The organism is Escherichia sp. E1130 (assembly GCF_005781065.1).
In the GTDB taxonomy this organism is placed as follows: Bacteria; Pseudomonadota; Gammaproteobacteria; order Enterobacterales; family Enterobacteriaceae; genus Escherichia.
In genome coordinates this window covers 90,859-117,452 of record NZ_VATL01000015.1, presented here as the reverse complement: position 1 = coordinate 117,452, position 26,594 = coordinate 90,859, and the positions used below count along the sequence as shown (strand labels likewise).

23 protein-coding genes and 1 other RNA gene are annotated in these 26,594 nt (G+C 51.0%); 14 read left to right on the top strand and 10 right to left on the bottom strand.

The window, feature by feature from the left end; translation table 11 throughout:
- Positions 1–27 precede the first annotated feature (27 nt).
- Positions 28–957, bottom strand: coding sequence for a hypothetical protein (locus tag FEK66_RS14210; protein ID WP_135495034.1), 930 nt, complete (start codon positions 955–957; stop codon positions 28–30).
- 214 nt (positions 958–1,171) lie between these two features.
- Here FEK66_RS14210 and argO point away from each other — a divergent pair, with 214 nt between their 5' ends.
- The 3 genes from argO (at position 1,172) to FEK66_RS14195 (ending at position 3,707) form a co-directional block, all read left to right on the top strand.
- Positions 1,172–1,807, top strand: a complete 636-nt coding sequence (gene argO / locus FEK66_RS14205; RefSeq protein ID WP_135495033.1) for an arginine exporter ArgO — start codon at positions 1,172–1,174, stop codon at positions 1,805–1,807.
- A 92-nt stretch (positions 1,808–1,899) separates the two neighbouring features.
- Positions 1,900–2,640 carry an oxidative stress defense protein gene (locus FEK66_RS14200; protein ID WP_064529765.1) on the top strand — a complete coding sequence of 247 codons (741 nt, stop codon included), beginning with the start codon at positions 1,900–1,902 and terminating at the stop codon, positions 2,638–2,640.
- A gap of 170 nt (positions 2,641–2,810) precedes the next feature.
- Positions 2,811–3,707: a LysR family transcriptional regulator gene (locus FEK66_RS14195; protein WP_130207863.1), complete on the top strand. Its 897-nt coding sequence runs from the start codon at positions 2,811–2,813 to the stop codon at positions 3,705–3,707.
- Here the strand turns inward: FEK66_RS14195 and scpC are convergent.
- From scpC to argP, 5 genes are all read right to left on the bottom strand, one after another.
- The gene (gene scpC / locus FEK66_RS14190; protein ID WP_130207861.1) at positions 3,704–5,182 is read right to left on the bottom strand and encodes a propionyl-CoA:succinate CoA transferase; all 1,479 of its coding nucleotides are present in this window, start codon (positions 5,180–5,182) and stop codon (positions 3,704–3,706) included. The genes FEK66_RS14195 and scpC overlap by 4 nt on opposite strands.
- Before the next feature lie 25 nt (positions 5,183–5,207).
- Entirely contained in the window at positions 5,208–5,993 is a 786-nt protein-coding gene (scpB, locus tag FEK66_RS14185; protein ID WP_130207859.1) for a methylmalonyl-CoA decarboxylase, read from the bottom strand.
- 10 nt (positions 5,994–6,003) lie between these two features.
- Positions 6,004–6,999, bottom strand: a complete 996-nt coding sequence (gene meaB / locus FEK66_RS14180; RefSeq protein WP_131161975.1) for a methylmalonyl Co-A mutase-associated GTPase MeaB — start codon at positions 6,997–6,999, stop codon at positions 6,004–6,006.
- Positions 6,992–9,136 carry a methylmalonyl-CoA mutase gene (scpA, locus tag FEK66_RS14175; protein WP_130207855.1) on the bottom strand — a complete coding sequence of 715 codons (2,145 nt, stop codon included), beginning with the start codon at positions 9,134–9,136 and terminating at the stop codon, positions 6,992–6,994. Before scpA ends, meaB begins: the two co-directional genes overlap by 8 nt.
- 203 nt (positions 9,137–9,339) lie before the next feature.
- A complete protein-coding gene (argP, locus tag FEK66_RS14170) occupies positions 9,340–10,233 on the bottom strand; it encodes a DNA-binding transcriptional regulator ArgP (RefSeq protein ID WP_000828349.1) in 894 nt (297 codons plus the stop codon).
- Between the two features lie 329 nt (positions 10,234–10,562).
- Between argP and rpiA the strand changes: the two genes are divergently transcribed.
- The 3 genes from rpiA to ibsC all read left to right on the top strand — a co-directional run bounded on the left by rpiA (position 10,563) and on the right by ibsC (position 13,008).
- Positions 10,563–11,222 carry a ribose-5-phosphate isomerase RpiA gene (rpiA, locus tag FEK66_RS14165; protein WP_130207853.1) on the top strand — a complete coding sequence of 220 codons (660 nt, stop codon included), beginning with the start codon at positions 10,563–10,565 and terminating at the stop codon, positions 11,220–11,222.
- A gap of 254 nt (positions 11,223–11,476) precedes the next feature.
- Complete coding sequence (gene serA / locus FEK66_RS14160) at positions 11,477–12,709, top strand: phosphoglycerate dehydrogenase (RefSeq protein ID WP_130217979.1); 1,233 nt, start codon at positions 11,477–11,479, stop codon at positions 12,707–12,709.
- Between the two features lie 239 nt (positions 12,710–12,948).
- Entirely contained in the window at positions 12,949–13,008 is a 60-nt protein-coding gene (gene ibsC / locus FEK66_RS14155; protein WP_071525914.1) for a type I toxin-antitoxin system toxin IbsC, read from the top strand.
- Positions 13,009–13,108: 100 nt separating this feature from the next.
- Here ibsC and FEK66_RS14150 read toward each other — a convergent pair whose 3' ends face one another.
- The 3 genes from FEK66_RS14150 to zapA all read right to left on the bottom strand — a co-directional run bounded on the left by FEK66_RS14150 (position 13,109) and on the right by zapA (position 14,286).
- Positions 13,109–13,711 carry a 5-formyltetrahydrofolate cyclo-ligase gene (locus FEK66_RS14150; RefSeq protein ID WP_130207850.1) on the bottom strand — a complete coding sequence of 201 codons (603 nt, stop codon included), beginning with the start codon at positions 13,709–13,711 and terminating at the stop codon, positions 13,109–13,111.
- Positions 13,712–13,731: 20 nt separating this feature from the next.
- Positions 13,732–13,915: non-coding RNA, 6S RNA (gene ssrS, locus FEK66_RS14145), on the bottom strand.
- A gap of 41 nt (positions 13,916–13,956) precedes the next feature.
- The gene (gene zapA / locus FEK66_RS14140; protein WP_001276008.1) at positions 13,957–14,286 is read right to left on the bottom strand and encodes a cell division protein ZapA; all 330 of its coding nucleotides are present in this window, start codon (positions 14,284–14,286) and stop codon (positions 13,957–13,959) included.
- A 167-nt stretch (positions 14,287–14,453) separates the two neighbouring features.
- Here zapA and ygfB point away from each other — a divergent pair, with 167 nt between their 5' ends.
- The 8 genes from ygfB to FEK66_RS14090 all read left to right on the top strand — a co-directional run bounded on the left by ygfB (position 14,454) and on the right by FEK66_RS14090 (position 25,079).
- Complete coding sequence (ygfB, locus tag FEK66_RS14135) at positions 14,454–15,032, top strand: UPF0149 family protein YgfB (protein WP_135383206.1); 579 nt, start codon at positions 14,454–14,456, stop codon at positions 15,030–15,032.
- A 25-nt stretch (positions 15,033–15,057) separates the two neighbouring features.
- Positions 15,058–16,383, top strand: a complete 1,326-nt coding sequence (gene pepP, locus FEK66_RS14130; protein ID WP_135495032.1) for a Xaa-Pro aminopeptidase — start codon at positions 15,058–15,060, stop codon at positions 16,381–16,383.
- Positions 16,380–17,558, top strand: coding sequence for a 2-octaprenyl-6-methoxyphenyl hydroxylase (gene ubiH, locus FEK66_RS14125; RefSeq protein WP_135495031.1), 1,179 nt, complete (start codon positions 16,380–16,382; stop codon positions 17,556–17,558). Before pepP ends, ubiH begins: the two co-directional genes overlap by 4 nt.
- 22 nt (positions 17,559–17,580) lie before the next feature.
- The gene (gene ubiI / locus FEK66_RS14120; protein ID WP_135492965.1) at positions 17,581–18,783 is read left to right on the top strand and encodes an FAD-dependent 2-octaprenylphenol hydroxylase; all 1,203 of its coding nucleotides are present in this window, start codon (positions 17,581–17,583) and stop codon (positions 18,781–18,783) included.
- Positions 18,784–19,227: 444 nt separating this feature from the next.
- Positions 19,228–20,322, top strand: a complete 1,095-nt coding sequence (gene gcvT / locus FEK66_RS14110; protein WP_135495030.1) for a glycine cleavage system aminomethyltransferase GcvT — start codon at positions 19,228–19,230, stop codon at positions 20,320–20,322.
- A 23-nt stretch (positions 20,323–20,345) separates the two neighbouring features.
- Positions 20,346–20,735, top strand: a complete 390-nt coding sequence (gcvH, locus tag FEK66_RS14105) for a glycine cleavage system protein GcvH (RefSeq protein WP_001295377.1) — start codon at positions 20,346–20,348, stop codon at positions 20,733–20,735.
- 118 nt (positions 20,736–20,853) lie between these two features.
- The gene (gene gcvP / locus FEK66_RS14100) at positions 20,854–23,727 is read left to right on the top strand and encodes an aminomethyl-transferring glycine dehydrogenase (RefSeq protein ID WP_131161978.1); all 2,874 of its coding nucleotides are present in this window, start codon (positions 20,854–20,856) and stop codon (positions 23,725–23,727) included.
- A 458-nt stretch (positions 23,728–24,185) separates the two neighbouring features.
- On the top strand, positions 24,186–25,079 hold the full coding sequence (locus FEK66_RS14090; RefSeq protein WP_135405620.1) for a transporter: 894 nt from the start codon (positions 24,186–24,188) through the stop codon (positions 25,077–25,079).
- Between the two features lie 47 nt (positions 25,080–25,126).
- Here FEK66_RS14090 and bglA read toward each other — a convergent pair whose 3' ends face one another.
- On the bottom strand, positions 25,127–26,560 hold the full coding sequence (gene bglA, locus FEK66_RS14085; RefSeq protein WP_138211484.1) for a 6-phospho-beta-glucosidase BglA: 1,434 nt from the start codon (positions 26,558–26,560) through the stop codon (positions 25,127–25,129).
- Positions 26,561–26,594 lie beyond the last annotated feature (34 nt).

Sequence of the window (26,594 nt, the reverse complement as noted above, 5' to 3'; positions counted from 1 at the left end):
GCTTATCAAGGTGATAAGCCCTCATTTTTAACAACTAAAATCAAACTTCATATTTTTAAAGTCCAGCCAGGCATTACCTGCACCGAAATTATACCCACCGAAATACTCTTCAAACTCAATATAATAAGGCGACATTCCGTTTGGTATAGACTGCACGGGCGCCATTGAACCACCGAGATGATTGGGTAGATGTGCACTATGCCACTGGTGAGTTTCACATTTACTTTTTCCCTCTGCATCTTTAGAAAAATAACGAATGGACTGATATTCCGTATTATTTCTTTCTGTGGGGCTAATTCCCACATTAGGATCAAAAGCGCGCGGCTCGCATGAAATCGCCAGATTGAAAGCCAGCGACTGCTCAGGAATGGTGCCCATTTTACGGTATACAAAATTGCTTTCAGGCGTATCTTTTGGCCTGACGTTAGCCTGAAAATAACTAAACGCACTGCCAATAGTCAGCCATTCTGGCGTATCTTGCTGGTCGCGATAGTGGTTAGGTATAAGTTCAGGCGGCTCACAAAATGGGCCGTTGAACTCGTGCTGGGTGAGTAAAATCACCGCATAAGAACAGCCTAATATATCTTCCATCCGAAATAGCCGTGGATGTCGTTGCTTTTCTGCCTGCCAGAAAACATAAAGGTCTGGATCTTCAGGTGGGGGGCAGGATTCAAAATTCTCAAACACATCCAATATTTCTTCTGTACATGGTGTTCCGCCATCGTTGTGCTCGGGCGCAACAGCAAAGAAAGATAACGCGACAATCTCTGGCCCATAAATCCGATAATCTTCCGGCAACAGCAGGGTAAATCCATGATTCAATGGGAAACCATTATTTGGATCCAGCGGCCACTGTTCGGGCGTTATGCCTGGCGGTAGACCAAAGCACCAACCTTGTTGGCGCGGCATATTTTCGTGGATAGGGTAGGGGAGAAGAGTGAGATCATAGGCTTGCATAGTGTTAGTCCTTTACAACGCTAGCAGGAAAGTGAGCCATAACGCCGTTTATGTTATGGGGAATGATGAGATCTTTATCCTAAAATCAGTTACCGAATAGAATTATTTATTTTTTTATTAAAATTATTTATATGCTATTAGCATTATAAATTTTATCTAATAACAATCCCGCGCTATAGTCTCTTTATCAGATAATTAGTTCGGAATGTTAAACGTGTTTTCTTATTATTTTCAAGGCCTTGCACTTGGTGCTGCTATGATTCTGCCGCTTGGTCCGCAAAATGCTTTTGTGATGAATCAGGGCATTCGTCGTCAGTACCACATTATGATTGCTTTGCTCTGCGCGATAAGCGATTTGGTCCTGATTTGCGCCGGGATTTTTGGTGGTAGCGCGTTATTGATGCAGTCACCGTGGTTGCTGGCGCTGGTGACCTGGGGCGGTGTGGCCTTCTTGCTGTGGTATGGCTCTGGTGCTTTTAAAACGGCGATGAGCAGCAATATTGAGCTGGTTAGTGCTGAAGTGATGAAGCAGGGACGTTGGAAAATTATTGCCACTATGCTGGCAGTAACCTGGCTGAATCCACATGTTTACCTGGATACCTTTGTGGTATTAGGCAGCCTGGGCGGACAGCTTGATGTCGAACCAAAACGCTGGTTTGCGCTCGGGACGATCAGTGCCTCTTTCCTGTGGTTTTTTGGCCTGGCGTTATTAGCCGCCTGGCTGGCGCCGCGTTTGCGTACCGCCAAAGCGCAGCGCATTATCAATCTCGTGGTGGGCTGCGTTATGTGGATTATCGCCCTACAACTGGCGAAAGAGGGTGTTGCTCATGCACAAGCCTTGTTCAGTTAGGCGCTATCTGATGGAAAAATAAAACAGAGACGCTAAGCTTGCCTCCAGAGGTCCTGAGTTTTGGGCAAGTCAATTAACACGGAGAGACTAACGTGAAGTTCAAAGTTATCGCCCTGGCGGCATTGATGGGTTTCAGCGGGATGGCTGTGCAGGCCAATGAACTACCGGATGGTCCGCACATTGTCACTTCAGGAACGGCAAGCGTTGATGCGGTGCCAGATATCGCTATTCTTGCTATTGAAGTTAACGTGACGGCGAAGGATGCCGCTTCTGCCAAGAAGCAGGCGGATGAGCGTGTCGCGCAATATATCTCTTTCCTTGAACTCAATCAGATCGCGAAAAAAGATATCAGTTCCGCGAATTTGCGTACCCAGCCAGACTACGATTACCAGGATGGTAAAAGTATCCTGAAAGGCTATCGTGCCGTGAGAACGGTGGAAGTCACGCTTCGTCAGTTAGACAAACTGAATTCCTTGCTGGATGGCGCGCTGAAGGCCGGGCTCAACGAAATTCGTTCTGTGTCGTTGGGCGTGGCACAGCCAGATGCCTATAAAGACAAAGCGCGTAAGGCTGCAATTGATAACGCGATTCATCAGGCTCAGGAGCTGGCGAACGGCTTTAATCGCAAACTGGGGCCGGTATATAGCGTGCGCTACCATGTTTCCAATTATCAGCCCAGCCCAATGGTACGCATGATGAAAGCCGATGCCGCGCCGGTTTCCGCCCAGGAAACTTACGAGCAGGCCGCTATTCAGTTTGATGATCAGGTCGATGTGGTCTTCCAGTTAGAACCAGTGGATCAACAACCCGCTAAAACACCTGCCGCACAATAATACCTGTAGCCCGACTCATTTGTCGGGCTAATGTCTTTATCTGATATCGCCTCTTTTTTCTGTAATTTTCTGTAAAACCATGACGTAAACACCTATCTTTGCTTGCGATTTCATTAAGGATTAACTTACTGAAACGGTTAAGCGGACAGGGATGTTTGGAGGAAGCGGCGATGGATATTTTTATTTCGAAAAAGATGCGCAATTTTATTTTATTAGCGCAAACCAATAATATTGCCCGAGCGGCAGAAAAGTTACATATGACTGCTTCACCGTTCGGCAAAAGTATTGCCGCGCTAGAGGAGCAAATTGGTTATACATTATTTACCCGTAAAGATAATAACATCAGCCTTAATAAAGCCGGGCAGGAGCTTTATCAAAAGCTTTTCCCGGTTTACCAACGGCTTTCTGCGATCGATAATGAAATTCATAATTCTGGACGTCGTTCTCGTGAAATTGTGATAGGTATCGATAATACCTATCCGACGATTATTTTTGATCAGTTAATTAGCCTGGGTGATAAGTATGAAGGCGTGACGGCCCAGCCGGTTGAATTCAGCGAAAATGAGGTTATCGACAATCTCTTCTATCGTCAGCTTGATTTTATTATCTCTCCGCAGCATGTTTCCGCTCGTGTACACGGGTTGGATAATCTAACAATGAGTGAACTGCCGCCGCTGCGACTGGGGTTTCTCGTTTCTCGCCGTTATGAAGAGCGTCAGGAGCAGGAGTTGTTACAGGAGTTGCCCTGGTTACAGATGCGCTTTCAAAACCGTGCTAATTATGAAGCGATGATTGATGCGAACATGCGCCCTTGTGGGATCAATCCAACAATTATTTATCGCCCATACAGTTTTATGGCCAAAATCAGCGCCGTTGAGCACGGACATTTTCTTACGGTGATCCCACATTTTGCATGGCGGCTGGTGAACCCAGCTACGTTGAAATATTTTGATGCACCGCATACGCCAATGTATATGCAGGAATACCTTTATTCACTGAAAAATCATCGCTATACCGCCACGCTGCTACAGCAAATTGCTGAAGATCGTGACGGTACGAGCGATTAACCTAGCATTGAGCCCGTTTCGATCAAATTGCGATGCAGATCGAAAACGTGGCTAAGATCGTGGTGAATATGCCCGCCGGGTGCATTCTCCAGATAGCGATGCAGATAGTCACGGTACATCGGATGTGCGCAGTTATCGATGATAGTGCGCGCGCGCTGAAGTGGGGAGAGGCCACGTAAGTCGGCGATCCCTTGTTCTGTGATGATCACTTTCACGCTGTGTTCGCTGTGATCAACATGGCTGCACATAGGCACGATGGTTGAGATCTTGCCTTCTTTAGCAATCGACGGTGCCATAAAGATCGACAGATACGCGTTGCGTTCAAAATCACCGCTACCGCCGATACCATTCATTAAATTAACGCCGACGACGTGCGTGGAGTTGGCGTGTCCGTAAATATCAAACTCGAGGCCGACATTCAGAGCGATAACACCAAGGCGGCGGATAATTTCTGGGTTATTGGAAATTTCTTGCGGACGTAACACAATGCGACTGGCGAAGTAATCCATATTGGCGTAAATCTTGCGCAGTGAATCGGCAGAAATTGTCAGACTGGAGGCGCTGGCCCCGGTAATTTTGCCGGTTTCCAGAAGATGAACCACAGACTCCTGTAGCACTTCCGAATACATCATAAACGGAGGAATTTCCGGGTTTTCCCCCAGACGCGCCATTACCGCATTATTGATGTTGCCTACCCCGCTTTGCAGTGGCAGAAATTCCCGTGGAATACGCCCCTGCGCCATTTCACGCAACAAGAAGGTGACCACATTGTCGGCGATTTGCTGGCACACAGGATTTTGTTTATCCAGCGAGTTACCTGCATCAGGTAAGTTAGTTTCCACGACGGCGACAATTTTTTTCGGATCGATTTGTACATAGCGGGTACCGACGCGATCCATCGCATGGAAGATCGACACGCTATTGCGCCGCGGTGGTGCGCCAGGAGTCACAATATCTGCCAGTTCTGCAACGCGCGGATCGTGATAATGATTGAGTTCAATGATCACTTTCTTTGCGTGCAGCAACCAGGTCGGGGCATTACCGATCCCACTGGTTAACCAGACGCGACCATCCGGAGCGAGGGCTGAGGCTTCAATTACCGCAACATCGATGTCGCCGAAAAAGCCGTAGTTGACCATTTGCGCAACTTCGCTCAAATGCAGATCAACAAAACTAACCGATCCCTGATTGATCTTTTTACGCAATCCCAATGATGTCTGGTATGGCGCGCGCCATGAAACGGCGTCAGCTTCAGAGAGTATGTCATCGGCGGCGGCGCTAATCGACGCTCCGGTCAGCAGGCGAATTTGATACGGTTTTTTCGCCTCATGTTGTTCATTGGCGCGACGGGCAATGGCAACAGGAAGAGCCTTGGGCGAACCCGCAGGGGTAAAACCACTGAATGCCACCATATCGTTGTGCTGGATAATTTCCGCCGCTTCATCGGCGGTCATCCTTGTCCGGGTAATATTCATCCTTTGCTCCTTAGTTCGTGGATCATTAATGACCGACGAAATTAGGTTTACGTTTTTCCAGGAAGGCGTTCATACCTTCCTGATAATCTTCGCTGTCATAAACCGCCCGGCGCATCCCTTGAATACGCTCAAATTCATCTGAATTCATAGTGTGCGCTTCACCCAACACGCGCAGCTCTTCCTTGATTACTGCAATGGCTAACGGTGCTTTTTCGGAAATGTGGTGAGCCGTTTGTAAGGTGAAATCTTCAAGTTCATCGGCCTCAACAACGTGGTTAAGAATGCCAACAGCCAGCGCGCGTTGGGCGGTGATTGGCGAAGCGGTAAAAATCAGCTCTTTGACAATGTGGAAGCCCGCGTCGCGAGTCAGGTTGTGGATCCCCACCAGGTTATACGGTACGCCCAGGTTGACTGGCGTCATTGAGAAGGTAGAGGTACTGGCGGCGATGATCAGATCAGAGCTCATGATCATTTCAAATGCGCCACCCCAGACGCTACCTTCGACCATCGAAATTACTGGTTTAGGGCATTTTTGGATCACGCGGGTAATTTGACGTAGCGGATCATCGTAAGAGAGCGGATCGCGACCTCCTGACGGTAACTCATGAATGTCGTGACCTGCGGAAAAGACTTTGGAACCACTTGGGGCGCGCAGAATGATGCAGCGGATTTCTGGACGATTGAGATCGTTTAATGCCTGAATAAGGTCATCAATAAAGACTTTACTTAACGCATTGAGTTTGCGGGCATAGTTAAACTCAATGACCGCCACTTTGTTGATGATGGCTACATTAACATACTGATAAGACATAAAAATTCCCTTAATTAAAATATTGAGTCTGGATAAAATCACTGAGCTGCCGCAAACCTGTGCGCGGCGAGAGCATATTATTTTTGACCGCTAATAGCGTTTGGCTGTAATAGCGATCGAAATCTTTATTAGTGAACAGGTGGTGCAGTACCTCTTCTTCGGTCTGTTTACGCAGCCATTCCACCGACTGTTGTTGCCGCACCTGTTGTAAACGACCGCTGGTAGTCAGTGCGGTTTTGAAATCGATAATTGCGCGCCAAATTTCATCGATGCCGCATTTTTCCAGTGCACTACAGGTGAGGACCTGTGGCTGCCATTCGTCATATTTGCGGCGCAAAATATGCAGAGCGCTTTCGTACATATGGCGGGTAATGGCGACATTGGTGTGGTTATCACCATCATCTTTGTTGATGACAATCAGATCCGCCATCTCCATCAAACCCTTTTTAATGCCCTGGAGATCATCGCCACCACCGGCAATTTGCAGCGAGATAAAGCAGTCCACCATGCGGGCGACTTCCGTTTCTGACTGTCCGACACCGACGGTTTCAACGATCACCACGTCATAACCCGCCGCTTCACATAACAGCATTAACTCCCGCGCTCGCTGGCTGGCGCCGCCAAGGTGACCAGATGACGGAACCGGGCGAATAAACGCTGCATCGGCACGCGCCAGTTCGGTCATGCGAGTCTTATCCCCAAGGATGCTGCCACCGGTTACTGGACTGCTGGGATCGACGGCAATCACCGCGACTTTCAGCCCCTGGCGAATCAGTAACATGCCAAAGGCTTCAAGAAAGGTACTTTTTCCTGCTCCTGGCGTGCCGGTAACGCCCAGTCGCAGGGCGTTACCACAAAACGGCATGATGGCATCAAGCAGTTGAGTGCTGAGTGCCTGATGGCGAGGGTGACGGCTCTCAACCAGCGTCATGGCCTGGGCGAGCGTGGCTCGCTCACCCAGACGTAGGCGTCGAATGCTGTCTGCCAGCGTGGCTTCGTTAATCATGATGTTGGCTAATCCGGTTCAGCACATCACGCACGCTGTCGAGCATGGGAGTACCAGGACCATAAATCGCCGCCACGCCACGCTCTTGCAGGAAGGCATAATCTTGCGGCGGAATAACGCCACCGGCGACCACGCAAATATCTTCGCGCCCCCATTTTTTCAGGGCTTCAACCAGTTCCGGGATCAGCGTTTTATGTCCTGCTGCAAGCGAGGATGCGCCCACCACATGAACGTCGTTTTCCACTGCCAGGCGGGCGATCTCTTCCGGCGTGGAGAACATGGGACTCAAATCAACGTCGAAACCAAGATCGGAATAGGCGCTGGCAATGACTTTCGCTCCGCGATCGTGTCCATCTTGTCCCATTTTGGCGATCAGAATGCGCGGGCGACGACCATTGTCGGCAAGGAACAGCTCCGTTTGCGCAACAATGGCATCAAACTCGAAGGCTGATTTTTCCGACTGATGATAGCTTTGCGCAATGACACCGGTAACACACTGGCTCGGTACCAGATAACGGTCAAAAGCGGCTTCCAGCGCATCGGATATTTCACCCAGCGTCGCGCGAACGCGAGCCGCATTAACAGCGGCAGCCAGCAGGTTTTCGTTATGCTGTGCAGCGTGAGTCAGAGCGTTCAACGCGGCGGTTACGGCGGCATCATCACGGGTGGCGCGAATGCGTTCCAGCGAAGCAATTTGCTCGTTACGCACCATCACGTTGTCGATTTCAAGGACATCAGTTTCATCTTCGTGATCCAGTTTGTACTTGTTGACGCCGACGATCACGCGTTTGCCCTGGTCGATCAACGACTGTTCACGAGCAGACGCTTCTTCGATCATCCTTTTTGGCAGACCTGCTTCGATCGCCTTCGCCATGCCTCCGGCTTCGTCGATCTGATCAATGATGGCTCTGGCCTGTTTCACGATCTGATCGGTTAGTGACTCAACGTAATAAGAACCGGCCAGCGGATCGACGGTGCGACAGAGTTCTGACTCTTCCTGAATAATGATCTGGGTGTTACGGGCAATACGTGCCGAAAAATCGGTCGGCAAACCAAGCGCTTCATCAAAGGCATTTGTATGCAGCGACTGGGTTCCGCCAAGGGTAGCTGCCAACGCTTCAATGGTGGTGCGGATAACGTTGTTATACGGATCCTGTTCGGTGAGACTCCAGCCGGAGGTTTGACAGTGGGTGCGTAGCGCCAGCGATTTCGGATCTTTAGCACCAAACCCGCTTACTGCTTCGCTCCAGAGATAGCGTGCGGCGCGCAGCATGGCGACGTTCATAAACAGGTCCATGCCGATACCAAAGAAGAACGACAGGCGCGGGGCGAAGTCATCAATTTTTAAGCCAGCAGAGAGAGCTGCTTTGATGTACTCAATCCCATCGGCGAGAGTAAACGCCACCTGTTGCACACAGTTCGCACCGGCTTCGCCCATGTGGTAGCCGCTGATGCTAATGGTATTGAAGCGCGGCATATTGCCGGAACACCAGGCGATAATGTCAGCGATAATGCGCATAGAAGGTTTCGGTGGGTAAATATAGGTATTGCGGCAGAGGTACTCTTTGAGGATATCGTTCTGAATTGTACCCGTCAGTTTATCGGGGGGAACGCCTTGCTCTTCTGCCGCCACGATATAAAAGGCCAGCACTGGCAGGACTGCGCCGTTCATGGTCATCGAAACCGACATTTTATCCAGCGGGATTTGGTCGAAGAGCACTTTCATATCTTCTACGGTGTCGATAGCGACGCCCGCTTTGCCAACATCGCCCGCCACGCGCGGGTTATCGGAGTCGTAGCCACGGTGGGTGGCAAGGTCAAACGCCACGGAAAGACCTTTTTGCCCGGCAGCCAGGTTACGGCGATAAAAAGCGTTGGACTCTTTGGCTGTCGAGAAACCGGCATACTGACGGATGGTCCACGGTTGGGCGGTATACATGGTGGCGCGGGGACCACGAACGTAAGGCGGCAAGCCAGGAAGGGTACCGGTCACTTCCAGATTGTCGAGATCGGCTTCGGTATACAGTGGCTTGATGGCGATCCCTTCCGCCGTTTGCTGAACCAGTGAGTCGACGGTTTTCTCCCGACGGCTCAACTCCTTGTTGGCAAGCTGTTGCCACTCTTGCACGTTTGACATTATTTGCTCCATAAAACGCAATAAAAATGAGGGTGTTTGCGCTTACGGTGAGCTTTTTATACGGGTTTGTCGCCAGCAAAAAAAATGGAATGGGGCGTCGTTTTTTGCCGTGTGAGATTTGTCTGTTTTGTGACGTTATTCAAAGAATAAAAAAGAAAAAAAGAAAAACGCCTGATATGTGCTATCAGGCGTTAACTGATTGATTAATCCTGACGAAGCACTTTGTGACCATAGTCGAGCAAAGCATCAGTGACTTTACGCATCATGCGGCTTTCAGGGGCAAAGCGATGCCAGTAGAGCATTCGCCGTTGGAATAGCCCGGGCGTCAGATCAATCAACTCTCCGCTGGCCAATTCTTTTTCAATTTGCAGGTGTGGGATCATACAGCAGGTTGTACCCTGGCGAGCGAGCTGCACGAAGGCTTCGGACGAGTTAACGATATGGCACGGTACGCTACCAGGCGGCAGATCGAAGTTTTGCTGCAAAAATGCCTGGTGCATATCGTCAAGATGGTCAAACGCGACTACTGGTGCTTTGAGCAGCGCAGAACGACTTACTCCGTTGGGGAAGTATTTCTCGGCAAACGGTTTGGAGCTGACGAACAGATAGTCGAGCGCGCCAAGTTTATCGACCAGGCAACTGGGCAGCGCCTGATGTTGAATACTCACCGCGCCGACCACTTCACCTCGACGCAGACGCTCCTGGGTGCGAGTTTCATCTTCCACCTGTAAGTTCAGGCGAATAGGTGAATCAGCCAGTACAGGAGCCAGTGCCGGAAGCAACCAGGTTGCCAGACTGTCGGCGTTGACTGCCAGCGAGAGCAGTAGTGGGGTGGAACCGGTTTGTTCATCGCCCAGCCACTCTTCTTCCAGCAGCTCGACCTGGCGAAGCAGTGCCAGTAATTTTTGCCCTTGTTCCGTCGGGCGCGGGGGAACCGTTCGCACCAACAGCGGCTGCCCGAACATATTTTCCAGCTGCTTAATGCGCTGTGAGACGGCTGATTGCGTAATGCACAATTTCTGTGCCGCGCGCTCAAATCCTCGTTCACGTATCACCGCATCCAGTGCCTGTAATGTCCTGTAGTCCGGGCGTTTCATTGCTTTAACCTGCTCCTCAAATTTTCTTATGCCGAACTATGACATAATTTTGCTTTGGGTACAGAGCATTTAACGTATGCAAAAGCAGTCATAATGGAAATTTTGGTTGGCTTTATCGTGCTTTTTTAGTCTTTGTGAGGCGCGAAACCCGCAATGGATATTATTCATATTCGTCATATTATCAAGCCTCTGGCTTACTAGGGCAAAAGAGGATGTCCGGTGTTACCTGTTATTTCATGGATAAATGCGTCGCCGACTTGCTGACGGGGTCCGGGTCGCTTTTTTTGTATATAATGCGTGTGAAATTTCATACCACAGGCGAAACGATCATGACGCAGGATGAATTGAAAAAAGCAGTAGGATGGGCGGCACTTCAGTATGTTCAGCCCGGTACCATTGTTGGCGTAGGTACAGGTTCCACCGCCGCACACTTTATTGATGCGCTCGGCACGATGAAAGATCAGATTGAAGGGGCAGTTTCCAGCTCGGATGCATCCACTGAAAAACTGAAGAGCCTCGGCATTCACGTTTTTGATCTCAATGAAGTAGACAGCCTCGGCATCTACGTTGATGGCGCAGATGAAATCAACGGCCACATGCAAATGATCAAAGGCGGCGGCGCGGCTCTGACCCGTGAAAAAATCATTGCTTCGGTTGCGGAAAAATTTATCTGTATTGCAGACGCTTCCAAGCAGGTTGATATTCTGGGCAAATTCCCGCTGCCAGTAGAAGTTATTCCGATGGCACGTAGTGCAGTGGCGCGCCAGCTGGTGAAACTGGGCGGTCGTCCGGAATACCGTCAGGGTGTGGTGACCGATAATGGCAACGTGATCCTCGACGTCCATGGCATGGAAATCCTTGACCCGATCGCGATGGAAAACGCTATAAATGCGATTCCTGGCGTGGTGACCGTTGGCTTGTTTGCTAACCGTGGCGCGGACGTTGCGCTGATTGGCACACCTGACGGTGTCAAAACCATTGTGAAATGATCTGACGGGGGAACCTCCCCCGTTAAAAAAATTCTCTTCATTAAATTTAGTGACATGTGTCACGTTTTTACCAGGCTATTGTCGATTGCTCTGAATAAATCCTCTAAACCAGCATATTCATCCAAGAAATACCTTTGCGTGATATTTCCTCAACATCGCGACGCAAACGTTCATATTGCCGCAATATTATTTTTTGATATGTTGAAAGGCGGACGCAAATCCGCACACAACATTTCAAAGACAGGATTGGGTAAATGGCAAAGGTATCGCTGGAGAAAGACAAGATTAAGTTTCTGCTGGTAGAAGGCGTGCATCAAAAGGCGCTCGAAAGCCTTCGTGCGGCAGGTTATACCAACATCGAATTTCACAAAGGCGCGCTGGATGATGAACAATTAAAAGAATCCATCCGCGATGCCCACTTCATCGGCTTGCGATCCCGTACCCATCTGACCGAAGACGTGATCAACGCTGCTGAAAAACTGGTCGCTATTGGCTGTTTCTGCATTGGGACCAACCAGGTTGATTTGAATGCTGCGGCAAAACGCGGGATCCCGGTATTTAATGCCCCGTTTTCAAATACGCGTTCCGTTGCTGAGCTGGTGATTGGCGAACTTCTGCTGCTATTACGCGGAGTGCCGGAAGCCAACGCCAAAGCGCACCGTGGCGTATGGAACAAGCTGGCCGCAGGTTCTTTTGAAGCGCGCGGCAAAAAGCTGGGCATTATTGGTTATGGTCATATTGGTACACAACTGGGCATTCTGGCGGAATCGCTGGGGATGTATGTTTACTTCTATGATATTGAAAACAAACTGCCGTTGGGCAACGCCACTCAGGTGCAACATCTTTCCGACCTGCTGAATATGAGCGATGTAGTGAGTCTGCATGTGCCAGAGAATGCGTCTACCAAAAATATGATGGGCGCGAAAGAGATCTCGCTGATGAAGCCCGGCTCGCTACTGATTAACGCTTCGCGCGGAACGGTGGTTGATATTCCGGCGCTGTGTGACGCTCTGGCGAGCAAACATCTGGCAGGGGCCGCAATCGACGTGTTCCCGACGGAACCGGCGACTAACAGCGATCCATTTACCTCTCCGTTGTGCGAATTCGACAATGTTCTGCTGACGCCACACATTGGCGGTTCGACTCAGGAAGCACAGGAGAATATCGGCCTGGAAGTTGCGGGCAAATTAATCAAGTACTCTGACAATGGCTCAACGCTCTCTGCGGTGAACTTCCCGGAAGTCTCTCTGCCACTGCACGGTGGGCGTCGTCTGATGCACATCCACGAAAACCGTCCGGGCGTGCTGACTGCGCTGAACAAAATATTTGCCGAGCAGGGCGTCAACATTGCCGCGCAATATCTGCAAACTTCTGCCCAGATGGGTTACGTCGTTATTGATATTGAAGCTGACGAAGACGTTGCTGAAAAAGCGTTACAGGCCATGAAAGCTATTCCGGGTACTGTTCGCGCCCGTCTGCTGTACTAATCCCCCTTCTCTGATAATCAACGGGCAGGTCACTGACTTGCCCGTTTTTTTATCTCTTTTACCGCGCTAATTACGGCATTTGCATCGCTGTGTAATCGCCTTTGCGAGCCTGCTCGAAGAAATAAATTAAAGCCAGATCAATGCGTTGTGTTTATTCAAAGAGGATTTACGATGGCGGGGCAGCACAGGGCTGTAACGGTAAAGCCCTCACCGAAGCGAGGGCTTAAAGGAGAAGGGTTATGATGCGACTTGTCATCATACTGATTGTACTGTTACTCATAAGTTTCCCAGCTTATTAACAGTCAGTCTCAGGGGAGGAGCAATCCTCCCTTACCCTTACTCACTAAATTAGGTTAAAGAATCAACTATGTCAATCAGGGCGATGCAGGCGCGTCGCTCTCACCACTCCCAGATTTTCGATGGCGTAACCACCGCAGGCAGCGGGACGTCCCATTCTTCTACGGGGAGTTTTTCCACCAACTGGCAATCATGGGCATAACCTACTGGCTGCATGTTGTAGTGCTGCCAGTTTTGCAATGTCCGATCATAAAATCCACCGCCCATTCCCAGCCGTTGACCGAACTCATCAAAGGCGACCAGCGGCGTTATCAGGACGTCTAATCGGGAAAGGGGTAGCACGTCACGCACGTCCAGTTTTGGCTCGTGGATCTTCAACCTGTTCATCACCAGTTCACTCTTAGGGTGGTAATTCAGGAACAGTAAATTACCGGCACTAAAGGGATGCAAAACGGGAAGATACACGCGCTTACCTGCGCGCCAGAGTTGCTCTATGAGCGGCTGGGTGTCGAGTTCGCCATCAAAAGAGAGGAATACAGCGACCGTATGCGCCATCACAACAGGGGGATAACTCATCATCCGCATGGCAGCCTGCTGGCCCATTTCACGTTGTTGCTCCGGCGTTAACGCACGACGACGCTGCCGAATCATTTTACGGATTTCTTGTCGGGATAATGTCAGTGGGAGTTCTGGTAGTTGCGTCATGGCTGGTGCCAGATAAGAAGGGAATCTCCGAGATGCCGCCGCAGGCTGTAACCCTTGAACCCTTGGTTCAAGGTGAATGTGTCGTCGCAGTTTTAAGGCTTCTCGGACGGACCGAGCATGCTCACCAACCACGGAGCGCCACATTCTTGTGGTATGAAATATCGGCTCAGGGGACTGGCCCGCTTGCGAACATCTCAGAGAAATTTTGTCTTCACGGTTACTCTACCACAGTAAACCGGAAAGTGTCATTCAAAGTTTTGGTTCGTTTTTTCGGTGATGCGACCTTGTTCAAGTAACGCTTGTTCTATGGTCTGTTGCAGCATCCGAATACGCTGTTCCATACTTGCCGCGTAGTCACGAGTCTTCGCTTTTTCTTGCGCTAACTCGTAGCTGATATTCAATGCGGCAATGAAAACCAACTGTTCAGTATTTGTGACTCTAGTGCGTTCTTTCAGATCTTGCAACCGTTGGTTCAGATCGTCCGCAGCCTGATTCAACGCATCCCTTTGGTCAGGCGGGCAGTTCACACGTAGTGAACGGCCAAAAATTTGGATATCGACGGGTTGTGCAGACATGCCACCTTCCTGCTGATTGACTGCGCTGCCTTCGCCTTCAGACCTTTGGTCTGCGAAGGGGCGAAACTATAGCTACCCTGGTGCAATGAGACAAGCCCTTTTCTGGTCCACCAGGGTCCAAAGTGATAGCATATCATGAATCTTCCTCCCTTTGATGCCGAATGCTTATGTCAATACAGAACGAAATGCCTGGTTACAATGAAATGAACCAGTATCTGAACCAACAAGGGACAGGTCTGACCCCTGCTGAGATGCATGGTTTAATCAGTGGGATGATATGTGGCGGTAATGATGACAGCTCCTGGCTGCCGCTGCTTCACGACCTGACGAACGAAGGTATGGCTTTCGGGCATGAACTTGCCCAAGCATTGCGCAAAATGCACTCTGCCACCAGTGATGCCTTGCAGGATGACGGCTTCCTTTTTCAGCTTTATCTGCCTGATGGCGATGGCGTCAGCGTTTTCGATCGCGCTGATGCGTTGGCAGGCTGGGTAAATCACTTCCTGCTCGGTCTTGGCGTCACTCAGCCGAAGCTGGATAAAGTGACTGGCGAAACTGGTGAAGCCATTGACGATCTGCGTAACATCGCGCAACTGGGCTACGACGAAGACGAAGATCAAGAAGAGCTGGAAATGTCGCTTGAAGAGATCATCGAGTACGTCCGTGTTGCTGCGCTGTTATGCCATGACACCTTTACTCATCCGCAACCGACCGCACCAGAAGTACAAAAACCGACTCTACACTAAAAACAAAAAACGTAAGGAGAGTGTTATGAGTGAGATATCTCAGCAGGAATTTCAGCGCCGCCGTCAGGCCCTGGTGGAGCAAATGCAACCCGGCAGCGCCGCGCTGATTTTTGCGGCACCAGAAGTGACCCGAAGCGCCGACAGCGAATACCCCTATCGTCAGAACAGCGACTTCTGGTACTTCACCGGCTTTAATGAACCGGAAGCGGTGCTGGTGCTGATTAAAAGCGATGACACTCATAACCACAGCGTTTTGTTTAACCGCGTGCGCGACCTGACGGCGGAGATCTGGTTTGGCCGTCGTTTAGGTCAGGATGCCGCGCCAGAGAAACTGGGCGTTGATCGCGCTCTGGCGTTCAGTGAAATTAATCAGCAACTTTATCAACTGCTTAATGGTCTGGATGTGGTTTACCACGCCCAGGGCGAATATGCATATGCTGATGAAATCGTGAATAGTGCGCTGGAAAAACTGCGTAAAGGCTCGCGGCAAAATCTCACCGCGCCAGCAACGATGATCGACTGGCGTCCCATTGTTCATGAAATGCGCCTGTTCAAATCGCCGGAAGAGATTGCCGTACTTCGCCGCGCGGGTGAAATCAGCGCACTGGCGCATACCCGGGCGATGGAAAAATGTCGTCCGGGGATGTTCGAGTACCATCTAGAAGGCGAAATTCACCACGAATTCAACCGCCACGGTGCGCGCTATCCTTCCTATAACACTATTGTCGGCAGCGGTGAAAACGGCTGCATTCTTCATTACACCGAAAACGAGTGTGAATTGCGCGACGGCGACCTGGTGTTGATTGACGCAGGTTGTGAATATAAAGGTTACGCGGGCGATATCACCCGTACCTTCCCGGTCAATGGCAAATTCACCCAGGCCCAGCGCGAAATCTACGACATTGTGCTGGAATCTCTCGAAACCAGCTTGCGCCTGTATCGTCCGGGAACATCCATTCAGGAAGTCACCGGTGAAGTGGTGCGCATCATGATTAGCGGCCTGGTAAAACTCGGCATCTTGAAAGGTGATGTTGATGAACTGATCGCTCAGAACGCACATCGTCCTTTCTTTATGCATGGCCTTAGCCACTGGTTAGGACTGGATGTCCATGACGTTGGCGTTTATGGCCAGGAGCGCTCGCGCATTCTGGAACCGGGCATGGTACTGACCGTAGAGCCAGGGCTGTATATTGCGCCGGATGCAGAAGTGCCAGAACAATATCGCGGTATCGGCATTCGTATTGAAGACGACATTGTGATTACCGAAAACGGCAACGAAAACCTCACCGCCAGCGTGGTGAAAAAGCCGGAAGAAATCGAAGCATTGATGGCAGCTGCGAGAAAGCAATGAGCGTAATCATCGTCGGTGGCGGCATGGCTGGCGCGACGCTGGCGCTGGCTATTTCCCGGTTAAGTCACGGGACGCTGCCGGTACATTTGATTGAAGCGACCGCGCCAGAGTCTCATGCTCATCCGGGCTTTGATGGACGGGCTATTGCGCTGGCGGCGGGCACCTGTCAGCAGCTGGCGCGCATCGGTGTCTGGCAATCTCTGGCTGATTGCGCAACCGCCATCACCACCGTGCATGTCAGCGATCGTGGTCATGCCGGATTCGTCACCCTCGCCGCAGAAGATTACCAACTGGCGGCGCTGGGGCAGGTTGTCGAATTGCACAATGTCGGGCAACGGCTGTTTGCGCTGTTGCGCAAAGCGCCTGGCGTAACGCTGCATTGCCCGGATCGCATTGCTAATGTTGTTCGTACCCCAGCTAACGTTGAAGTGACGCTGGAGAGTGGCGAGACGCTGACGGGCCGCGTGCTGGTGGCGGCTGACGGTACGCATTCCTCGTTAGCTACTACCTGTGGCGTTGACTGGCAGCAGGAGCCCTACGAACAACTGGCTGTGATTGCGAACGTTGCGACTTCCGTTGCGCACGAAGGCCGCGCTTTTGAACGCTTTACGCAACATGGTCCACTGGCGATGTTGCCGATGTCTGAAGGACGCTGTTCGCTGGTCTGGTGTCATCCACTGGAACGGCGCGAAGAAGTGTTGGCGTGGAGCGACGAGAAGTTTTGCCGTGAACTCCAGTCAGCCTTTGGCTGGCGACTGGGGCAAATTACCCACGCCGGTAAACGCAGTGCTTATCCGCTGGCGTTAACCCGCGCCGCCAGACCGATTACCCATCGCACCGTGCTGGTGGGCAATGCGGCGCAAACCCTGCACCCGATTGCCGGGCAAGGATTTAACCTCGGTATGCGTGATGTGATGAGCCTTGCGGAAACCCTGACCCAGGCGCAGGAGCGCGCAGAAGACATTGGTGATTACGGCGTATTGTGCCGTTATCAGCAGCGTCGACAGAGCGATCGCGAAGCAACCATCGGCGTCACGGACAGTCTGGTACATCTTTTTGCCAACCGTTGGGCGCCGTTGGTTGTCGGGCGCAACATCGGGCTGATGACGATGGAATTATTCACCCCGGCACGCGATGTGCTGGCGCAGCGCACCCTCGGTTGGGTGGCGCGTTGAAGGCGGTTTTAAGGAATAAACAATGCAAAGTGTTGATGTAGCCATTGTTGGCGGCGGCATGGTGGGGCTGGCGGTTGCCTGCGGCTTACAGGGGAGCGGCTTACGCGTTGCCGTACTGGAGCAGCGCATACCGGAACCTCTGGCGGCGGATGCACCACCACAACTGCGCGTTTCGGCTATCAATGCCGCCAGCGAAAAATTACTCACCCGTCTTGGCGTCTGGCAGGACATCCTCTCTCGCAGAGCCAGCTGTTATCACGGTATGGAAGTGTGGGATAAAGACAGTTTTGGTCACATCTCGTTTGACGATCAAAGCATGGGTTATAGCCATCTTGGGCATATCGTTGAAAACTCAGTGATTCACTACGCGCTGTGGAACAAAGCGCTGCAGTCGTCAGATATCACCCTGCTGGCCCCCGCAGAATTACAACAGGTCGCCTGGGGGGAAAACGAAACCTTCCTGACGCTGAAAGATGGCAGCATGTTAACGGCGCGTCTGGTAATTGGTGCGGACGGCGCTAATTCCTGGTTGCGCAACAAAGCCGATATCCCGCTGACTTTCTGGGATTATCAGCATCACGCGCTGGTGGCGACCATTCGCACGGAAGAACCGCATGATGCGGTGGCGCGCCAGGTTTTCCATGGCGAAGGCATTCTGGCCTTTTTACCGCTTAGCGATCCGCATCTTTGCTCGATTGTCTGGTCACTGTCGCCAGAGGAAGCGCAGCGGATGCAGCAGGCAGGGGAAGACGAATTTAATCGCGCGTTAAATATCGCTTTTGATAATCGACTGGGCTTATGCAAGGTTGAGAGCGAGCGTCAGGTGTTCCCGCTGACGGGGCGTTATGCGCGCCAGTTTGCCGCGCACCGTCTGGCGCTGGTGGGCGACGCCGCGCATACCATCCACCCGCTGGCGGGGCAGGGGGTAAATCTCGGCTTTATGGATGCTGCAGAGCTGATTGCTGAACTGAAACGACTGCATCGTCAGGGTAAAGACATCGGGCAGTACATTTACCTGCGTCGCTATGAGCGTAGCCGCAAGCACAGCGCGGCACTGATGCTGGCAGGTATGCAAGGATTCCGCGATCTGTTTTCTGGAGCTAATCCAGCGAAAAAACTGCTGCGTGATATTGGTCTGAAACTGGCCGATACGCTTCCTGGCGTTAAACCGCAACTTATTCGTCAGGCAATGGGATTAAACGATTTGCCTGAATGGCTGCGTTAAAAATTTCTCCTCTTTTGTTTATTTGATACCCATCACACTTTCATCTCCCGGTTTTTCGCCGGGAGATTTTCCTCATTTGAAATAAACTAATTTCACCCGTAATTTCGCATTATATTTTCTAATGCCGTGAATTTTTGATTTAGCGATTTTTGACAATTTTTTAGTTCTTAATATCGCTTTATTCAAAACTGTTTTATTAACTCGTTATGTTTGTTTGCGTGTATCGCGTTATTTGGTTTTTTGTCCTGTTGTCATTTTTGAGATTTTTAACCATAAGCTAATGTGATGATCAATTTTTCCTTATGGTTAACCGTCTGTTTCGGTGGTAAGTTCAGGGAAAAGAGAACGATTGCGTTGGGGACCGGGAGTGGCTCCAGTGCTGGGTTTCGTGGTGACAATTTCACCACGAAAAGTTGTCAGCCCCGCTTATTCAATGAGGACAAGATGGCACAACAGACTCCTTTGTACGAACAACACACGCTTTGCGGCGCTCGCATGGTGGATTTCCACGGCTGGATGATGCCGCTGCATTACGGTTCGCAAATCGACGAACATCATGCGGTACGTACCGATGCCGGAATGTTTGATGTGTCGCATATGACCATCGTCGATCTCCGCGGCAGCCGCACCCGGGAGTTTCTGCGTTATCTGCTGGCGAACGATGTGGCGAAGCTCACCAAAAGCGGCAAAGCCCTTTACTCGGGGATGTTGAATGCCTCTGGCGGTGTGATAGATGACCTCATCGTCTACTACTTTACTGAAGATTTCTTCCGCCTCGTTGTTAACTCCGCCACCCGCGAAAAAGACCTCTCCTGGATTACCCAACACGCTGAACCTTTCGGCATCGAAATTACCGTTCGTGATGACCTTTCCATGATTGCCGTACAAGGGCCGAATGCTCAGGCAAAAGCTGCCACACTGTTTAATGACGCCCAGCGTCAGGCGGTGGAAGGGATGAAACCGTTCTTTGGCGTGCAGGCGGGCGATCTGTTTATTGCCACCACCGGTTACACCGGTGAAGCGGGCTACGAAATTGCGCTGCCCAATGAAAAAGCGGCCGATTTCTGGCGCGCGCTGGTGGAAGCGGGCGTTAAGCCATGTGGCCTGGGCGCGCGTGACACGCTGCGTCTGGAAGCGGGTATGAATCTTTATGGTCAGGAGATGGACGAAACCATCTCTCCTTTAGCCGCCAACATGGGCTGGACTATCGCCTGGGAACCGTCAGATCGTGACTTTATCGGTCGTGAAGCCCTGGAAGTGCAGCGTGAACATGGCACAGAAAAATTAGTTGGCCTGGTGATGACCGAAAAAGGCGTGCTGCGTAATGAACTGCCGGTACGTTTTACCGACGCACAGGGCAACCAGCAAGAAGGCATTATCACCAGCGGTACTTTTTCCCCGACGCTGGGCTACAGCATTGCGCTGGCGCGTGTGCCGGAGGGCATTGGCGAAACAGCGATTGTGCAAATTCGCAACCGTGAAATGCCGGTAAAAGTGACGAAACCTGTTTTTGTGCGTAACGGCAAAGCCGTCGCGTGATTTACTTTTTTGGAGATTGATTGATGAGCAACGTACCAGCAGAACTGAAATACAGCAAAGAACACGAATGGCTGCGTAAAGAAGCCGACGGCACTTACACCGTTGGCATCACCGAACACGCTCAGGAGCTGTTAGGCGATATGGTGTTTGTTGACCTGCCGGAAGTCGGCGCAACGGTTAGCGCGGGTGATGACTGCGCGGTTGCCGAATCAGTAAAAGCAGCGTCAGACATTTATGCGCCAGTAAGCGGTGAAATTGTGGCGGTAAACGACGCACTGAGCGATTCCCCGGAACTGGTGAACAGCGAACCGTATGCAGGCGGCTGGATCTTTAAAATCAAAGCCAGTGATGAAAGCGAACTGGAATCACTGCTGGATGCGACCGCATACGAAGCATTGTTAGAAGACGAGTAACGGCTTTAATCCTCTTCTGCGGGAGAGGATCAGGGTGAGGAAAATTTACGCCTCACCCTCACTCTCTTCGCAAGGAGAGAGGTTCACAATTCACTGCACGTTTCAGGAACCATCACTCATGACACAGACGTTAAGCCAGCTTGAAAACAGCGGCGCTTTTATTGAACGCCATATCGGACCGGACGCCGCGCAACAGCAAGAAATGCTGAATGCCGTTGGCGCACAATCGTTAAACGCGCTGACCGGCCAGATTGTGCCGAAAGATATTCAGCTTGCGACCCCGCCGCAGGTTGGCGCACCGGCGACCGAATACGCCGCGCTGGCTGAACTCAAGGCTATTGCCAGTCGCAATAAACGCTTCACGTCTTACATTGGCATGGGTTACACCGCCGTGCAGTTGCCGCCGGTTATTCTGCGTAACATGCTGGAAAATCCGGGCTGGTATACCGCGTATACTCCGTATCAACCTGAAGTCTCCCAGGGCCGCCTCGAAGCACTGCTCAACTTCCAGCAGGTAACGCTGGATTTAACCGGGCTGGATATGGCTTCGGCTTCTCTTCTGGACGAGGCCACCGCTGCCGCCGAAGCAATGGCGATGGCGAAACGCGTCAGCAAACTGAAAAATGCCAACCGCTTCTTTGTTGCTTCTGACGTTCATCCGCAAACGCTGGATGTGGTACGTACTCGTGCCGAAACCTTTGGTTTTGAAGTGATTGTCGATGACGCGCAAAAAGTGCTCGAGCATCAGGATGTGTTCGGCGTGCTGTTACAGCAGGTCGGCACTACTGGTGAAATTCACGACTACACAGCGCTTATCAGCGAACTGAAATCACGCAAAATTGTGGTCAGCGTCGCCGCCGATATTATGGCGCTGGTGCTGTTAACCGCGCCGGGTAAACAGGGCGCGGATATTGTTTTTGGTTCGGCGCAACGCTTTGGCGTACCGATGGGCTACGGTGGCCCGCACGCAGCATTCTTTGCGGCGAAAGATGAATACAAACGCTCAATGCCGGGTCGCATTATCGGTGTATCGAAAGATGCAGCTGGCAATACCGCTCTGCGCATGGCGATGCAGACTCGCGAGCAACATATTCGCCGTGAGAAAGCGAACTCCAACATTTGTACTTCCCAGGTACTGCTGGCAAACATCGCCAGCCTGTATGCTGTTTATCATGGTCCGGTTGGCCTGAAACGTATCGCTAACCGCATCCACCGCCTGACCGATATCCTGGCGGCGGGCCTGCAACAAAAAGGTCTGAAGCTGCGCCATGCGCACTATTTCGACACTTTGTGTGTGGAAGTGACCGACAAAGCGGGCGTACTGGCGCGTGCCGAAGCGGCTGAAATCAACCTGCGTAGCGATATTCTGAACGCGGTTGGGATCACCCTTGATGAAACCACCACGCGCGAAAACGTGATGCAGCTTTTCAGCGTGCTGTTGGGCGATAACCACGGGCTTGAGATCGACACGCTGGACAAAGACGTGGCTCACGACAGTCGCTCTATTCAACCTGCGATGCTGCGTGATGACGAAATCCTCACCCATCCGGTGTTTAATCGCTACCACAGCGAAACCGAAATGATGCGCTATATGCACTCGCTGGAGCGTAAAGATCTGGCGCTGAATCAGGCGATGATTCCGCTGGGTTCCTGTACCATGAAACTGAACGCCGCCGCCGAGATGATCCCGATCACCTGGCCGGAATTTGCCGAACTGCACCCGTTCTGCCCGCCGGAACAGGCCGAAGGTTATCAGCAGATGATCGCGCAGCTGGCTGACTGGCTGGTGAAATTGACCGGTTACGACACCGTTTGTATGCAGCCGAACTCTGGTGCACAGGGCGAATACGCGGGCCTGCTGGCGATTCGTCATTATCATGAAAGCCGCAACGAAGGGCATCGCGATATCTGCCTGATCCCGGCTTCTGCGCACGGAACTAACCCTGCTTCTGCACATATGGCAGGAATGCAGGTGGTAGTTGTGGCGTGTGATAAAAACGGCAACATCGATCTGACTGATCTGCGCGCGAAAGCGGAACAGGCGGGCGATAACCTCTCCTGTATCATGGTGACCTATCCTTCCACCCACGGCGTGTACGAAGAAACGATCCGTGAGGTGTGTGAAGTCGTGCATCAGTTCGGCGGTCAGGTTTACCTTGATGGCGCGAACATGAACGCCCAGGTTGGCATCACCTCGCCGGGCTTTATTGGCGCGGATGTTTCGCACCTCAACCTGCATAAAACTTTCTGCATTCCGCACGGCGGTGGTGGTCCGGGTATGGGACCGATCGGCGTGAAAGCGCATCTGGCGCCGTTTGTGCCGGGCCATAGCGTGGTACAAATCGAAGGCATGTTAACCCGTCAGGGCGCGGTTTCTGCGGCACCGTTCGGTAGCGCATCCATTCTGCCAATCAGCTGGATGTACATCCGCATGATGGGCGCAGAAGGGCTGAAAAAAGCAAGCCAGGTGGCAATTCTTAACGCCAACTATATTGCCAGCCGCCTGCAGGATGCCTTCCCGGTGCTGTATACCGGTCGCGACGGTCGCGTGGCGCACGAATGTATTCTCGATATTCGCCCGCTGAAAGAAGAAACCGGCATCAGCGAGCTGGATATTGCCAAGCGCCTGATCGACTACGGTTTCCACGCGCCGACGATGTCGTTCCCGGTGGCGGGTACGCTGATGGTTGAACCGACTGAATCTGAAAGCAAAGTGGAACTGGATCGCTTTATCGACGCGATGCTGGCAATTCGTGCGGAGATTGACCAGGTGAAAGCCGGTGTCTGGCCGCTGGAAGATAACCCGCTGGTGAACGCTCCGCACATTCAGAGCGAACTGGTCGCCGAGTGGGCGCATCCGTACAGCCGTGAAGTTGCAGTATTCCCGGCAGGCGTGGCAGACAAATACTGGCCGACGGTGAAACGTCTGGATGATGTTTACGGCGACCGTAACCTGTTCTGCTCCTGCGTACCGATTAGCGAATACCAGTAATTCACTGATTCGACTATCTTCTAAAGGCGCTTCGGCGCCTTTTCGTGCTTTGTTTATGCCGGATGCGACGTGAGTGTCTTACCCGCCCCACAGCATTTTAAAATTAAATATATTGCAGTAAAAACAAGCCTGGTAATCGCAACTCATTAGGCAACTTTTCGTTTCTCATTAGTCTGTTAGCCTAAATTTAATTTTCCTGTTTTTATTGCGCTTCTTGCTAATTATTTATCGAGAATTATTTTTATCGTGTCGTTATTTAATAAAAACAACACACTATGTTTACATGTAATTACAAATAGTTTCTCTCCGGAATCGTTATTTAGCTCTCAATATAATTGAAAAACTTTCCGTATATTAACTCCATTAAGTTATTTGCCTAAATAATAAAAGCAAAACAAATATAAATAACAAGAATGATTCTTAATTTAACGCTTTGTTTTTCATACCTGGAGGGAATGATGAAACGATTTATATTTCTACCATTAATATCATGCTTTTTATCAATGAATGCAGTGGCAGTTGAAGGAGAAAACAGGCCCAGCAATCTGTTAGGTGCGCCAGTTAATACCGCTATTTCTGGAGGTTCAGTATTGCCAGAAGGAATGCTATTAACCGCCGTGAATAGCTCATTCCGTGATAAAGACCATCAAATCGAGGGACACGGGAGTCCGGATGTTTACTCCCAAATATGGTTATTGAAGATTCGTTATGGTCTGACCGACAGACTGGAATTATCAACTGTGGGCTCTTATATCAATAACAAACGAGACAATCTGTCTCCTGAACATATAGAGGGAATGGGCGACCAATCGGTGGGGGCAACTTATGCTTTAATGAGCCAGCGAAGAGGGGATCCGTTTTGGGTTACGGTAGGTGGGGCGTTATTACTACCCACCGGGCAAGATGGAGATAATCATTTGCCTGGGAACAGCGCCTGGGGAGGGCGGGTATCACTCTCTTTAACAAAATCATTCACGCCCAATATTAAAGGAGATATGGATTTTGTTTATCAAGGGCCATTTGAGCGTGGAAACCAGGATGTGAAGCGCGGCAGTGAATTTCAATGGAATACCCAGGTGCGTTATATGTTCAGTGATTTACCGCTGGATATTGGTCTGGAAAGTGCCTACAGCAATAACGCTTCAGGTACAAAAAAATTGCCTAATGGCAGCACCATTAATAACCACTCAGGTACTACCGAATGGGTTGTTGGCCCGTCATTTAACGTTGCCGTTGATTCACTGAAGTTATGGTTTGGTGCCGGGGCTTTCTTTCCGGTAATGCAGGAAGCGAAGTCGCCAGCTAAGATGGAAGATGTTCGCTGGGAATTTAAAATCGGTAAGACCTGGTAAATCAGGTGCAGAATGTTACCCGCCTGCTGGCGGGTAACATGCGGGAATTACAGTTTCTCGCCGTTGCTGGCAATCACTTCTTTGTACCAGTCAAAGCTCTTCTTACGTGAACGCGACATATCGCCAGTACCGTCGTCATGTTTATTCACATAGATAAAGCCGTAGCGTTTGCTGTACTGCCCGGTAGTGAATGACACGCAGTCGATGCAGCCCCACGGTGTGTAGCCCATCAGATCCACGCCATCGTAAGTCACCGCTTTTTTCATCTCTTCGATATGGGCGCGCAGGTAATCAATACGGTAGTCGTCGTTGATGCTGCCGTCTTCTTCCACTTTGTCGTAAGCGCCAAAACCGTTTTCGACAATAAACAGCGGCTTCTGATAACGCTCATACAATTCGCATAGTGCATAGCGCAGACCCACCGGATCAATCTGCCATCCCCAGTCCGACGCTTTAACAAATGGGTTCGGTACACTGCCTTCAAAACCAGAGATCGCATCGCCGGTGCCGCCTTCGGCCTTCACCGCGTTGGTCATGTAATAACTGAAGCCAAGATAATCGCAGGTGCCTTCGCGTAGCACTTCAAAATCGCCATCTTCCATTTTGATGTTAAATCCGCGACGCTCCCACTCGTTCAATACATAGGACGGGTAATAGCCACGCAGCTGCACATCGGTAAAGACGTAGCGCTCGCGCATCGACTCCTGAGCGAACATCACATCGTCCGGGTTACAGGAGTAAGGATAGAGCGGCACCATCGCCAGCATACAACCGACTTTCATCTCCGGGTTGATGCGATGCGCGGCTTTCACCGCCAGGGCGCTGGCGACAAACTGATGATGCAGCACCTGATACATCGTCTCTTCCGGGTTTTCATGCTCGGTATACACCACGCCGGAGCAGCAGTAACCGAACAGCGGCGCACGCCAGTTACGCTGGTTGTTAATTTCGTTGAAGGTCATCCAGTATTTGACTTTATGCTTATAGCGTTCAAATACCACTTCCGCGAAACGCACAAAGAAATCAACCACTTTACGGTTGGTCCAGCTACCGTATTGCTGCACCAGATGCAGTGGCATTTCAAAGTGGGAGAGGGTGATCACCGGTTCGATGTTGTATTTTAGCAGCTCATCGAACATATCATCGTAGAACTTCAGCCCTTCTTCGTTTGGCTGTGTTTCATCGCCTTTTGGAAAAATGCGCGTCCAGGCGATGGAAGTACGAAAACATTTGAAGCCCATTTCAGCAAACAGCTTAATGTCTTCTTTGTAGTGGCCATAAAAATCAACGGCTTCATGGTTCGGATAGTATTTGCCGGGCAAAACTTCTTTGGTGATTTCGCGCGGCACGCCGTGTGCGCCACTGGTCAGTACGTCACAAATACTCGGCCCTTTGCCGCCTTTGTTCCAACCGCCTTCGACCTGATGAGCGGCAACTGCGCCACCCCATAAGAAATCTTTCGGTAAGGTGAGTTTTTTCACTATCATAAGCTCCAAATGAGTCAATTCTTACAGG

Bases quoted from the DNA above. Each gene is read 5' to 3' on its own strand.
- rpiA (WP_130207853.1), top strand. From the start codon at position 10,563: ATGACGCAGGATGAATTGAAAAAAGCAGTAGGATGGGCGGCACTTCAG.
- gcvH (WP_001295377.1), top strand. From the start codon at position 20,346: ATGAGCAACGTACCAGCAGAACTGAAATACAGCAAAGAACACGAATGG.
- FEK66_RS14150 (WP_130207850.1), bottom strand. From the start codon at position 13,711: ATGACGCAACTACCAGAACTCCCACTGACATTATCCCGACAAGAAATC.
- gcvP (WP_131161978.1), top strand. From the start codon at position 20,854: ATGACACAGACGTTAAGCCAGCTTGAAAACAGCGGCGCTTTTATTGAA.
- scpB (WP_130207859.1), bottom strand. From the start codon at position 5,993: ATGTCTTATCAGTATGTTAATGTAGCCATCATCAACAAAGTGGCGGTC.
- FEK66_RS14090 (WP_135405620.1), top strand. From the start codon at position 24,186: ATGAAACGATTTATATTTCTACCATTAATATCATGCTTTTTATCAATG.
- serA (WP_130217979.1), top strand. From the start codon at position 11,477: ATGGCAAAGGTATCGCTGGAGAAAGACAAGATTAAGTTTCTGCTGGTA.
- FEK66_RS14195 (WP_130207863.1), top strand. From the start codon at position 2,811: ATGGATATTTTTATTTCGAAAAAGATGCGCAATTTTATTTTATTAGCG.
- ubiI (WP_135492965.1), top strand. From the start codon at position 17,581: ATGCAAAGTGTTGATGTAGCCATTGTTGGCGGCGGCATGGTGGGGCTG.
- scpA (WP_130207855.1), bottom strand. From the start codon at position 9,136: ATGTCAAACGTGCAAGAGTGGCAACAGCTTGCCAACAAGGAGTTGAGC.
- zapA (WP_001276008.1), bottom strand. From the start codon at position 14,286: ATGTCTGCACAACCCGTCGATATCCAAATTTTTGGCCGTTCACTACGT.
- ubiH (WP_135495031.1), top strand. From the start codon at position 16,380: ATGAGCGTAATCATCGTCGGTGGCGGCATGGCTGGCGCGACGCTGGCG.
- pepP (WP_135495032.1), top strand. From the start codon at position 15,058: ATGAGTGAGATATCTCAGCAGGAATTTCAGCGCCGCCGTCAGGCCCTG.
- FEK66_RS14210 (WP_135495034.1), bottom strand. From the start codon at position 957: ATGCAAGCCTATGATCTCACTCTTCTCCCCTACCCTATCCACGAAAAT.
- scpC (WP_130207861.1), bottom strand. From the start codon at position 5,182: ATGAATATTACCCGGACAAGGATGACCGCCGATGAAGCGGCGGAAATT.
- gcvT (WP_135495030.1), top strand. From the start codon at position 19,228: ATGGCACAACAGACTCCTTTGTACGAACAACACACGCTTTGCGGCGCT.
- meaB (WP_131161975.1), bottom strand. From the start codon at position 6,999: ATGATTAACGAAGCCACGCTGGCAGACAGCATTCGACGCCTACGTCTG.
- ygfB (WP_135383206.1), top strand. From the start codon at position 14,454: ATGTCAATACAGAACGAAATGCCTGGTTACAATGAAATGAACCAGTAT.
- argP (WP_000828349.1), bottom strand. From the start codon at position 10,233: ATGAAACGCCCGGACTACAGGACATTACAGGCACTGGATGCGGTGATA.